8 protein-coding genes are annotated in these 12,611 nt (G+C 36.5%); 7 read left to right on the plus strand and 1 reads right to left on the minus strand.

Annotated features, from left to right (window positions below; genetic code table 11):
• Window positions 1–17 precede the first annotated feature (17 nt).
• From SJY30_RS16215 to SJY30_RS16235, 5 genes are all read left to right on the plus strand, one after another.
• Window positions 18–926 (plus strand): ABC transporter permease, encoded by a 909-nt coding sequence (locus SJY30_RS16215; RefSeq protein WP_396633168.1) that lies wholly within the window; start codon window positions 18–20, stop codon window positions 924–926.
• 252 nt (window positions 927–1,178) lie between these two features.
• Complete coding sequence (locus SJY30_RS16220; protein WP_396633169.1) at window positions 1,179–3,578, plus strand: ABC transporter permease; 2,400 nt, start codon at window positions 1,179–1,181, stop codon at window positions 3,576–3,578.
• 9 nt (window positions 3,579–3,587) lie between these two features.
• A complete protein-coding gene (locus SJY30_RS16225; protein ID WP_396633170.1) occupies window positions 3,588–5,972 on the plus strand; it encodes an ABC transporter permease in 2,385 nt (794 codons plus the stop codon).
• A gap of 38 nt (window positions 5,973–6,010) precedes the next feature.
• Window positions 6,011–8,428 (plus strand): FtsX-like permease family protein, encoded by a 2,418-nt coding sequence (locus SJY30_RS16230; RefSeq protein WP_396633171.1) that lies wholly within the window; start codon window positions 6,011–6,013, stop codon window positions 8,426–8,428.
• A gap of 67 nt (window positions 8,429–8,495) precedes the next feature.
• Complete coding sequence (locus SJY30_RS16235) at window positions 8,496–9,161, plus strand: ABC transporter ATP-binding protein (RefSeq protein ID WP_396633172.1); 666 nt, start codon at window positions 8,496–8,498, stop codon at window positions 9,159–9,161.
• 158 nt (window positions 9,162–9,319) lie between these two features.
• Here SJY30_RS16235 and SJY30_RS16240 read toward each other — a convergent pair whose 3' ends face one another.
• Entirely contained in the window at window positions 9,320–10,996 is a 1,677-nt protein-coding gene (locus tag SJY30_RS16240) for an amidase (RefSeq protein ID WP_396633173.1), read from the minus strand.
• Between the two features lie 192 nt (window positions 10,997–11,188).
• Here SJY30_RS16240 and SJY30_RS16245 point away from each other — a divergent pair, with 192 nt between their 5' ends.
• Window positions 11,189–12,331, plus strand: a complete 1,143-nt coding sequence (locus SJY30_RS16245) for a P-loop NTPase (protein ID WP_396633174.1) — start codon at window positions 11,189–11,191, stop codon at window positions 12,329–12,331.
• A gap of 2 nt (window positions 12,332–12,333) precedes the next feature.
• Window positions 12,334–12,576, plus strand: a complete 243-nt coding sequence (locus tag SJY30_RS16250; RefSeq protein ID WP_133688296.1) for a NifU family protein — start codon at window positions 12,334–12,336, stop codon at window positions 12,574–12,576.
• Window positions 12,577–12,611: the final 35 nt, after the last annotated feature.

Consider the following 12,611-nt stretch of genomic DNA (forward strand, 5'->3'; position numbering starts at 1 on the left):
TACCGGGCGTATTGAAAGTGGCTAGCGGAAATTATTCGCCATCGGAGATTATTTTGGCGGATAACGGATTTTACTTGCCTGGTGGAAACAAGGAGAATAAAACAGTGGTAAAGCGTAATGGCGTAAGCGATGGCTATTTCAATACCATGGGTATAGAATTGTTGAAAGGTAGGGATTTTAATGCTGCCGATACAGTAGACCAGATCATAGTCAACGAGGCTACGCTAAAGGCTTTTAATATTGACATAGAAAACGCGCTAAGTGCTACTTTGATGAAAAGTTATGGCGATGAAATTGACGAATTACGAATTATTGGTGTGGTGAAAAATTATCATTTTGCTTCGTTAAAAGAAGAGATTCAACCTTTGTTCTTGCATAAGGAAACCGAACCTGACTGGTTGTTTATTAAGGCAAACACAGAAAACTATGGTCAATTACTACAAGGTTTGGAGCAAAAATGGAAATCTACCTTAAGTAACATTCCTTTTGATTATCGATTTGTAGATAAAGAAATAGAAAAGTTATACGAAGAAGAAAAACGATTAGGGATTATCTCGGTAGGGTTTACCATTTTGGCAATTTTTATAAGCTGTTTGGGCTTATTTGGACTTATCTCATATGTAGCTGAGCAAAAGAAAAAAGAAATAGGTGTTCGTAAAGTTTTGGGTGCAAGTGTGCAGTCTGTAATTAAATTACTTACGAAAGACTTTATTAAACTGGTACTTATTGCTTTTGTGTTGGCATCACCTATTGCCTATTACCTTATTTCTAGATGGTTAGAAGGTTTTACGTATCGCATAGAAATTAAATTTTGGGTTTTTTTAGCAAGTGGTGCACTTGTAATAATCATTACCTTTTTAACTGTAGGATTACAATCATTAAAATCTGCAGTAGCAAACCCGGTAAAAAGTTTACGTTCAGAGTAATAGTTGAAAATGATAAATTAAACTTCGTTTTTCGTTGATTGAAATTGGTGTAACATTCTCATTTTTAAGTGGTCTTTGTAAATATATTGTACATCAGTTGTCTAATTATTTTACACACTAGTTTATGTGTTTTATTGTAACTATTTGATATATAGTAAATTAGTAGTATGGCATGAATTTAGGTTCAAATTTATGGTCATCAATCAATCAATGTTTAGCATCAACTAATCATCAATCAAAAAACGAACTATCATGTTTAAGAACTATTTAAAAGTTGCTTGGCGAAATCTACTCAAGAACAAGGGGTATACTGTTATAAATGTGGGCGGACTTGCCCTAGGTATGGCAGTAACTTTAATTATTGGGCTTTGGATCCAAGATGAGCTATCGTATAATAGCTACTTTAAGAACAAAGAGCGTATTGCCCAAGTTTTTCAATCGCAAACCTTTAATGGCGAAACAGGAACCGGACCTGCCATACCAAGACCTTTGGAGAAAGCCTTAAGAGATGGTTACGGTGATAATTTTAAGCATTTGGTCATGTGTTCATGGACCAATGACCATTATTTGAAATATGGTGAAAAGAGTATATCTAGACCAGGTAATTACATGCAACAGAATGGACCTGAGCTTTTTGGCCTGGAAATTATTAAGGGAGAACAAGATGCGCTACGGGAAATCAACTCCATTATGTTATCGGCATCAACGACAGAGGCATTGTTCGGTAATGAAGACCCAATAGGTAAAACGGTAACCGTTAGCAACGAACATAAGCTAAATGTAAGCGCGGTTTATAGTGATATACCGGTAAATAATTCCTTTAACGATACAGAATTTATTATTCCTTGGGAGAAGTATTTGGCAGTTAATGAGTGGATTAAGAACGCAGAGGATCAGTGGGGGAACAACTCCTTTCAAATGTTCGTGGAGTTAGCAGATAACACTACTATTGCACAAGTAACGGATAGAATAAAAAACGTAAAAAAAGATTTAAACGAAGATACGGCTCAGTTTAATCCGCAGATATTTCTGTTTCCTATGAAAGACTGGTATTTGCGCAGCAGTTTCGAAAACGGAAAGCAAGAAGGTGGACGCATAAAGTATGTTTGGCTCTTTGGTGTTATTGGTGCATTTGTGTTGTTATTGGCATGTATCAATTTTATGAATTTGAGTACTGCACGGTCAGAGAAACGAGGTAAAGAAGTAGGTATTCGCAAATCAATCGGATCGCAGAGAGGTCAGCTGATCTATCAGTTTTTAAGTGAATCCTTCATCGTGGTGCTATTTGCATTTATTGTGGCCATGTTATTGGTATTACTTTCTTTAAACGGATTTAATGAGCTATCTAGAAAAGAAATATCCTTTCCGTGGGATAATGGTATGTTTTGGTTAGTGTCATTGCTATTTATAGTGTTTACTTCCTTGTTGGCAGGTAGCTACCCGGCTCTATACCTATCATCTTTTAAACCGGTAGATGTGCTTAAGGGTACCTTCAAAACCGGAAAGTACGCAGGGTTGCCAAGAAAAATATTGGTTGTAATACAGTTTACGGTCTCGGTAGCTTTTATTATAGGTACGGTGATTGTAATGCAGCAAATCAATTTTGCAAAAAATAGACCTGTTGGGTATGATAAGGAAGGATTGATTCAAATACCGACGTTCAGTCAAGATTTTGTGGGCAAGTATGATTTAATGCGAGCTGAATTTATAGGATCGGGAGCAGTAGTGGAAATGTCGACTTCTAGTAGTCCCACTACCCAAATATGGTCTAACAGAGGCGGTTTTACATGGGAAGGCAAACCGGAAGGATTTCAAGAAGATTTAGCTTGGACAGAAGTATCACCAGAGTACGCTAAATCATTGAATCTTAAAATTTTAGAGGGGCGTGACTTTTCAAGGGATTTTGCAACCGATTCTTTAGGGGTGTTGATCAATGAAACGGCAAAGAAATATTTGGGTATGGAGAATCCTGTAGGGCAGTTGTTACGAGATGATGATGAAGAAGACCCCAATCCGCCATTGAAAATTATAGGTGTTGTTCAAGATATGATTACCCAGTCTCCTTATGAACCGGTAAAGCAAGGAGTGTATGTGTATGATAGGCATAATAATGCCAGTTATTACAACATGCGATTAAACCCAAATCAAAGTGCAACTCAGAATATTACAACCATAGAAAGTGTATTCAAGGAACATTTTCCAGACATACCATTTGAGTATGATTTTATAGATGGGGAATATGGAGAAAAATTTGCTTCTGAAGAACGTATAGGAACCCTTTCTGGGGTATTCACGGCACTGGCAATTCTAATAAGTTGTTTAGGATTATTTGGGTTGACCTCATTTGTTGCAGAGCAAAGAAAGAAAGAAATAGGAGTACGCAAAGTGCTAGGGGCATCTATTTTCAATGTATGGAACATGCTTTCTAAAGACTTTTTAAAACTAGTGGTGATCTCTTGTTTTATTGCCGTACCTATAGCTTACTTCATTATGAACGGTTGGCTACAGGAATATCCGTATAGGGTAGTACTTAAATGGTGGATTTTTGCCATTGCCATGCTTGGTGCTATGTTGGTGACTATTGCGACAGTTAGCTTTCAAGCCATAAAAGCTGCAAGGGCTAACCCCGTAAAGAGTTTACGAACAGAATAATTTGAAAAAATGATAAGAAATCATCTAAAACTATCCTTTAGGAATCTATGGAAAAATAGAATGCTCTCCTCATTGAATCTATTGGGGTTAAGTATTGGTATTGGTGGTGTGCTAACGCTTATGTTTTCGGTTTATGCTTATTATATAGCAGATGATATGATACCAGATCAAGACCAGATTTTTTATCTAAAGACACATTTGGCAGACGGTAATGATTACAATGAAGCGGTATATCCATTACTTGATAAGATAAAAAGCACTTCGCCAGAAGTAATTGCGGGTACGCATTTACATGGTTGGGGTAATATTTGGTTAGAGGTAGGAGATAATGAATATCAGAAAACAACTACATATGCCGATCCTGAATTTTTTGATGTTTTCGCACTGCCTTTAAAATATGGCAACCAAAGTACTGCGCTAAATGAAAAGTATTCAGTTGTTCTGACCGACAAGGTAAGTAAGCAATTGTTTGGGGAAGAAAATCCCGTGGGTAAAAGTTTAATTGCGGCAGACACTTTGAACTTAACAATTACAGGGGTATTAGAACCAATAAGTCCTTACTCTTCTTTTAGATTAGATGTTTTAATGCCCAACACGATTTTAAAGGATAATGTAGGTTTTAAAAATCAGGATAATTGGGATGACAGTTTTTCACCGGTATTTATGAAGCTACGTCAAGATGCTGATATTCTAGAATTTGAGAAGCGTGTAGGTCAACTGGTAAGAGAAAATTATGAAGATCCTTCGGTCATTTCACGAATGGAGGTAATACCACATGCTGAGGTCCGTATTGATTCTATACCCGTAGTAGAAATTATAATTGCAGGAAATATAGCTACATCATTTTTTGTGCTCCTTCTGGTACTTGTAAACTTACTGAACTTGAATACCTCTACTATGTATCGTAGAACTAAGGATATTGCAGTACGTAAAATATTAGGTGGTAGTGGAAAAGGAGTGATTACGCAGTTTTGCTTAGAAAACGGAATTTTGGTAATACTTTCCATATTAATTTCTGGCGGATTGTTCTTTGGCTTCCTGCTACCCAAAATGAATGATATTTTTGGAGCTGATTTTGGGGAGATTAATTTCAGTTTGGCAAATGATTACCCTGTAATATTGGGTGCTATTTTATTAGGTGTTGTAGTAACGTTGATAGTTGGTATTTTACCAACGTTACGGTTTATTTCCTTGCCGGTTTCTCAAGGAGTAAAAGGTAAGTTAGATAGTGCTAAGGGAAGTTTTATTTTACGAAATACATTTATCATTTTTCAGTTTGCCATAGCCATTCTATTTATTTGTGTTGCCGTTATTCTAAACAGTCAGATCAGTTTTATGAAAAAAGCTGATTTAGGTTTTGAAAGAGAACATGTAATAGTGGGTAATATTGACCTTGATTTTAAAGATATGGATGCTGCCAAGTCTAGCTTTAAAGCGCTTTTAAATAACTTAGAGGCAAATCCGTATGTAACCAATGTAGCTACAAGTCAAGCCATACCGTCAGATTACTACTTTAATTACACGCGATTTTATGATGCAAATACGGATACCGATGTGCGTCTTCGTCGTTCTTTTGCCGATGCGGGGTATTTAAGTACACTTAAGATTCCGTTAGTAACAGGTAGGGATTTTAATAGGGAAATGGATAATGGTGAAGAAAGACCTGTAATCATAAATCGTAGTGCCATGGCCGCTTTTGGTTGGACGACTATAGAAGGAAAGCGTTTAAAATATAAAAATGACGCCTTCATAGGCAATCCTGTGGTTGGTGTCATGGAAGACTTTCATTATCAAGACTTACAAAATGCTGTTGAACCCTTGGTTCATTATTATCGAAACGAGGACGAATTAGAGAAGCATCGTTACCTGTCAGTTAAAGTAGTTGACGGTAAAGAAAAAGAGGTTAGGGATATGATTGCTTTAGCATTCTCTAAAATAGATTCTAGAAAAAATTATGTACAAAGTAACCTTGGTGAAAAAGTAAGCGGACAATACCGTTTAATGGACGGTATGTTGAAAACCGTAAATGTGGTAGCGTTACTTACCATATTTATTTCATGTCTAGGTATGTTCGGTCTAATCTCCTTTATGGCAAAAAGAAGAATAAAAGAGATAGGTATTCGTAAAGTTTTAGGGGCAAGTGTATTGAAAATTGTAGTGTTACTTTCAAAGGATTATATGATTTTAGTAGGCATTGCAACTATTGTAGCATTTCCCGTTGCGTGGTATATGATGAATGCTTGGTTGGGCGGTTTTGCATACAGTATATCAATTCAATGGTGGATGTTTGCCCTATCGGGCTGTATTGCATTATGCATAACCGCATTTACTTTAGGTATGCAAGCCATTAAAGCTGCAAGGGCAAACCCGGTAAAGAGTTTACGAACGGAGTAATATAAAAGTCATCAATCAATCAAAACAAAAATCAAAACATGTTTAAGAATTATATAAAAGTCGCTTATCGAAACTTATTGAAAAATAAGGTGTTCACTGCAGCAAATATTGTGGGATTGACCTTGGCATTTGCGGTTGCACTGTTATTGACGATGACAGCGTTGTTCGAGTTGTCTTATGACCAATTTCATGAAAATAAAGAGTCGGTCTATCAAGTGTACTATACCAATCAGACTCCAAAAGGTTCTGATATTTCTACAGCTAATCCGGTGCCTTTTGCTCCTGCTTTAAAAGAAGAGGTGCCAGGTGTAAAACAAATATCAAGGGCATTGAGTGAAAATGCGCTTGTGTCGTATGGCGATAACGATTTTAATTTAGATGCAGAATTTGTAGATGCCGACTATTTTTCAATTTTTAGTTTCCCTACACTTTTGGGGGATACTAATAAACCAATGCCTGATCAAAACTCAGTATCTCTTACAGAAAAAGCTTCTAAAAAGCTATTTGGCACTACTGATGGTATTGGAAAAACCGTAAGAATTCTAATAGGCAAAGAAGAAAAACCTTTTACGGTTTCCAGTATTTTAAAAAGCTTACCAGATAATAGTAGTGTCAGTTTTGATATTGCAATACCATTTGAAAGCCATTGGGATTATAAAGAATATACAGATGATTGGGATTCTCAAAATCACCCAGTTTACCTTCAATTGGCTGACGGGGTTTCTAAATCTCAGTTTGAAGAAAGTACGGTAGCGTTTACTCTTTTGCACAAAGAAGAGCAAATGAATAATATGAAGCGTGATGGGGCACAGCCAGATGTAAACGGTAATTACAGTCAACTTAATTTATTGCCTTATACGGACAAACGTTTCGCAAATTTTAATTCGGGCGTACTGCAAATAAAAAGAACATTTCCTTATATGATATTAGGCATCGCCTTTTTGATCATTTTTATTGCCTGTGCCAATTTTGTGAACATGAATATTGCCTTGGGTGAAAAACGCCTTAAGGAAATAGGTATGAGAAAAACCCTTGGCGCCGTAAAAGGACAACTTTTTGGTCAATTTTGGTTAGAGAGTTTAATGGTGTTCGCCATTGCGATAGTCTTGGCGCTAATACTCTCTAATTTATTGATTGGTCCCTATAAAACACTCTTTAATACAGATGCTACTTTTCAGAATTTAATAACGCCTGCTATTTTGGGTAGCTTTTTATTGGGGATTCTAATAGTAACCTTGTTTACAGGTGGTTACCCGGCATTACTTTTAAGTAAGCTAAACACACTAAAAGCTCTGAAAGGCAAATGGGATTTGGGAAAAAACGGAGTGCGCAATGCGTTGATAGTAGTGCAGTTTGTAATTGCAATCGTTTTGATAACAGGTACGTTGGTTTTTCAAGGACAATTGCAGTTTATGCGCAATAAAAATCTTGGATTTAATAAAGAACAAGTGGTTTCTATACCGTTAAATGGTAAGAAAGACAGTTACCGCGTAATAGAACTTATGAGAAATGAGCTTCGCGGAAATAACAATATTTTAAGCGTAACAGGGTCTGATAATAACTTGGGGAGGGGTAGAGATGGCAGCATGTCTATTAGTAAGTTTGGTTTTGAGCATAAAGGCAGAATAGTAAATAGTAATGTGCTTAATGTGGATTATGATTATGCAAAGACTTTGGATATTCAGTTGTTAGAAGGACGAATGTTCAGTAGGGAATACAGTGCAGATAGTTTAAGTATGGTAATTAATGAAGCTATGGTGAAAGAGCTGAATGAAGAAGATAATCCGCTTTCAACAAGAATATATTTCGATGAAGATTCCGTAGCCTATAATGTTATTGGTGTATTAAAAAATTATAATCATCAAGATATTAGTAAAAGCATAGAGCCGCTTACTTTTTTTCTCGACAAAAATTATGATTTGTATTATGCCTACATAAAAGTTGCACCGGCAGATATGGCAAGTTCTTTTGATGCCATTAAAAATGCCTGGCATAAAGTAGAGCCGAATGCAGAATTTTTAGGTTCGTTTATAGATGAGAATATAGATAGAACCTTTAAAAAAGAGAAGTCTATGGCTACAATTATTACCGCTGGTTCTGTTTTGGGTATTGTATTGAGCTGTATCGGTTTGTTTGCCATGTCGTTATTGGTTGTTGCCCAACGAACAAAAGAAATTGGCGTACGTAAAGTAATTGGCGCAAGTACATCATCAATAACCATATTATTGACCAAAGATTTTTTAAAGTTGGTAGGCATAGCGTTCATTATAGGCGCGCCAATAGCTTGGTTCGCGTTAGATAAATGGTTACAAGATTATGCATTTAGGGTACCGTTAAGTATCTGGTTTTTTGTAGGTGCAGGATTATTGGCTGCCTTAATTGCACTATTGACAGTAGGTGCCAGAACCATGAAGGCTGCAGCGGCAAATCCAGTAAAAAGTCTAAGAACCGAATAATTTCTAATATTGCTAATCAACAACCACTAATACACTATTTCACTAACCAACAAATTCAGTATAAAAAATGTTATTACAATTAAGAAATATTTTCAAATGGGTTCAGCAGGGCGGTCAACGTATTTTTTTGCTGAAGGATATTAATCTAGAAGTACAAGAAGGCGAATTCATATCGATCATGGGTCCGTCGGGATCAGGGAAATCCACATTGCTTAATGTGATTGGTATGCTAGATACGTTTGATGAAGGGGAGTATGATTTCTTGAACGAATCGGTTCATACTTTAAAAGAGAAGTATCGTTCTAATTTATATAAGGAGTATATCGGTTTCGTATTTCAATCATATCACTTGTTAGATGATTTAACGGTAGAAGAAAATCTAGAAATGCCTTTACTGTATAAGAAAATAAAAAGCTCTGAGCGCAAAGCATTAGTAGCCGATATGTTGGATAGATTCAATATTGTAGGTAAAAAAGATTTGTTTCCCACACAGTTGAGTGGTGGGCAGCAACAATTGGTTGGTGTGGCGCGTGCACTCATTGCAAACCCAAAACTGATATTGGCAGATGAACCAACGGGGAATCTAAATTCTCAACAAAGCGAAGAGATTATGCAGCTTTTTAAGAAGTTAAATGAAGAAGATGGGGTGACCATTATTCAAGTAACACACTCTGAAAAGAATGCAGCATACGGTTCAAGAATCATCAACCTTCTAGACGGAAGAAAGATTTAGTCTTGAAATATATAAAATGTCACTTCGAGCGCAGTCGAGAACTTATGTGTTTTAATGAGATTTTCATGAACCTTTTGTTGATAAAAGTTCTCTGACTTAACTTAAAATTTTATATTCTAACAACTAACAACTAACAACTAACAACCAACAACCTGCCACTAATCCGTATACCCTTCAGGATGCATTTCGTCAAATTCGGTTTGGTCTTGAAAAGCTTTAGCTAATAAAAGAATACTTGCTTCATCATATAAATTAGAGACAAGAGTAATACTTGTTGGGTGTTTCTTTTCATCCAATCCAGTAGGGATTGAAATTGCCGGGTGACCGGTTAGATTCGTCGTAATCGATAACCTATTCCCAGAACTTGGTGAAATTAAAACATCATAATCTTTCATGATGGTCTGCATTTTTTCAATGAGCACTTGTCGTTGTCTGTTTGCTTGTATGTATTCCACCGCTGGTATAAAACGTGCTTGTCGTAAAGAATTTGCTCTAGAACGTTGAGTTTGCTCTACCATTTTATCCACTTCTTCGGCACGAACCATATCGTCGAAAAATGCTCCCGCTTCAGCTCTTAATATTACATCAAAACTGTTGTAGGGTACGTCTTTTGGTAATTCCACTTCGTTAAGTGTAAGTCCCATTTCCTTAAAAGTTTCAATTGCCTTATCCAAATTTGCTTTACTATCCGAAGAATCTTTTTCTATGTCTTTTTTTAAATATCCAATACGTAGGGATTTGTAATCTTTGTTAGGATCAAATCCGTCAGGGTAATTAGTGGTCATTCCGTCTTTAGGGTCTTTTCCTGTAATAACACTATATACAATAGCGCAATCTTCAGCGCTTCTTGCCATTGGTCCAACTTTGTCCATAGACCAGCTTAAACTCATCACTCCATGTCTGCTAACTCTGCCGTACGTAGGTCGTAAACCTGTAATTCCGTTTCTGGTACTGGGTGATAAAATAGAGCCTAATGTTTCGGTACCTAATGCATAAGGAACCAAGCCTGCAGATGTTGCCGATCCAGAACCTGCTGAAGATCCTGAAGCACCTTGCGTAGTATCCCACGGATTTTTAGTTTTTCCATCAAACCAAACATCACCACGAGCAAGAGAACCTGATACTAATTTTGCTACTAGTACTCCGCCTGCATCCTGTAATTTTTGAACCACACTAGCGGTCTTTTCAATTTGCTGATTACGGTAAGGTTCAGCACCCCATGTAGTTTTGTAGCCTTCCACTGCCATTAAGTCTTTTACACCGTAAGGAATACCATGTAGAATTCCGCGGTAGTTTCCTGCAGCCAGTTCGGTATCCATTTTTTTAGCTTGCTCAATAGCCATTTCTTCTGTTATGGTAATGGTACATTCTAAAATAGGGTTGTATTTTTTTAACCGACCAATAAAGAACTCTGTCAATTCTATAGAACTTATTTTTTTGTTTTTGATAAGCGATGCCAGTTGAGGTATGGAATAAAAAGCAAGGTCTGCCTTTTTAGAAGGAAGCGCTACATTATCTGGTATTTCCCATTCTGGGAATCCGTTTTGTGGTTTTGGCGTAAAGTTCATAGGTAGCGGGTCAAATCTAACCGCTGGCACTACATCGTAATCTAGTGTATATTTTCTTAGAGAATCAAAACCTTTTTTATTCCGCTGTAAATAGGGGTATAATGTATCTATATATTGCTTGTCAAAATTTAGACCTATTAATTTCTGTGATCGTTTTACATCTTTTTTCGAGAATTTATTTTTAGAGCTTGAACAAGATGTAATGAATAATGAGGTAAGTAGACTAAAAAATAAAAATAGGGATATTCTTTTGGTAGGTTGGTACATGTTAGTTGGTTTAAGAAAATTCTAAAGTACGTCTTTTAGAAAGTTTATGATATTTGATAAATCATAAAAAAATGTGAATTGAATTTCTAATAAAAAGAGGTTCTATTTATAATGGCATATTCATTTTCAATACACTAGCTTCCTAATCTAACAACTAAGGATTATCTTTGTTGTTTAGAATGAATTTATATAATGAAGATAGATAAAAAGGACGTTTTAAAGGCATTGGAATATATTACTGTTCCTGGTGAAGGTCAAAACATGGTAGAAAGTGGTGCAGTTACCAATATTCAGATTTTCGGTGATGAGGTAGAGGTAGATATTACCATTGCAAATCCAAGCCTACAAGCACGTAAAAAGACCGAAGTGGAGATTTTAAAGATCATACACAAAGAGGTTTATGAAAAAGCAAAGATTAAAATCAATGTGAAGGTCGATGCTCCTGCGGCTAAGCCTAAGACGAACGAGATAAAAGGAAAACCTATTCCAGGTATTTCCAATATTATCGCTGTTGCCTCAGGTAAAGGTGGTGTAGGTAAATCTACGGTGACCGCCAATCTAGCGGTTACTTTGGCAAAAATGGGCTTTAAAGTAGGTTTGTTAGATGCGGATATTTATGGGCCATCAATGCCTATTATGTTCGATGTTGCCAATGATAAACCATTAGCGGTCAACGTAGATGGAAAATCTAAAATGAAGCCGGTAGAGAGTTATGGTGTTAAGCTGTTATCAATTGGTTTTTTTACGCAAAGAGATCAGGCGGTTATATGGAGAGGACCTATGGCTTCTAAAGCACTGAATCAAATGATATTTGATGCACATTGGGGAGAATTGGATTTTATGTTGATCGATTTACCACCAGGTACAGGCGATATACACTTAAGTATTATGCAAGCCTTACCAATAACCGGAGCTGTTGTAGTGAGCACACCACAAGAAGTTGCACTTGCCGATGCTAGAAAAGGTGTGGCAATGTTTCAGCAAGATTCTATAAACGTACCTGTTTTGGGAATTGTAGAAAATATGGCATACTTTACACCTGCAGAGTTGCCAGACAATAAATATTATATTTTCGGTAAAGAAGGTGCTAAGCATCTTGCCGAAGATTTAGAGGTGCCTTTTCTTGGGGAAATGCCTTTAGTGCAAAGCATTCGCGAAGCTGGTGATGTAGGTAGGCCTGCAGCAATGCAAACAGCTACACCTGTAGAAAAAGCATTTGAAGAGTTGACTAAAAAGGTTGTGAGCGAGGTAGTCGCTAGAAATAAGACGATGCCACCTACAGAAGCAATTAAGATTACAACAATGGCGGGTTGTTCGCCTGTTAATAAAAAATAGATATGACATCAGCAGAACTAAAATTAAATGTTGAAAAAGCATTGGAAGAAATCAGACCTTTTTTACAAAGTGATGGTGGTGATATCACGTTGATTTCTATTGATGATGAATCTTCTGTTAAGGTGAGATTAGAAGGTGCTTGTGTTGGGTGTAGTGTCAATCAAATGACACTGAAAAGTGGCGTTGAAATGACGATAAAAAAATATGCTCCACAGATACAGGAAGTTATCAATATAGCAGGTTAAATCCTGATAATTATCATAGCTTTTACTAGTATAGA

Source organism: Maribacter sp. R86514, from assembly GCF_044597005.1.
Classification (GTDB): domain Bacteria; phylum Bacteroidota; class Bacteroidia; order Flavobacteriales; family Flavobacteriaceae; genus Maribacter.

What these genes read in the sequence shown, in the direction of transcription:
- SJY30_RS16245 (WP_396633174.1), top strand. Translation starts at nt 11,189, where the DNA reads ATGAAGATAGATAAAAAGGACGTTTTAAAGGCATTGGAATATATTACT.
- SJY30_RS16250 (WP_133688296.1), top strand. Translation starts at nt 12,334, where the DNA reads ATGACATCAGCAGAACTAAAATTAAATGTTGAAAAAGCATTGGAAGAA.
- SJY30_RS16240 (WP_396633173.1), bottom strand. Translation starts at nt 10,996, where the DNA reads ATGTACCAACCTACCAAAAGAATATCCCTATTTTTATTTTTTAGTCTA.
- SJY30_RS16220 (WP_396633169.1), top strand. Translation starts at nt 1,179, where the DNA reads ATGTTTAAGAACTATTTAAAAGTTGCTTGGCGAAATCTACTCAAGAAC.
- SJY30_RS16225 (WP_396633170.1), top strand. Translation starts at nt 3,588, where the DNA reads ATGATAAGAAATCATCTAAAACTATCCTTTAGGAATCTATGGAAAAAT.
- SJY30_RS16235 (WP_396633172.1), top strand. Translation starts at nt 8,496, where the DNA reads ATGTTATTACAATTAAGAAATATTTTCAAATGGGTTCAGCAGGGCGGT.
- SJY30_RS16230 (WP_396633171.1), top strand. Translation starts at nt 6,011, where the DNA reads ATGTTTAAGAATTATATAAAAGTCGCTTATCGAAACTTATTGAAAAAT.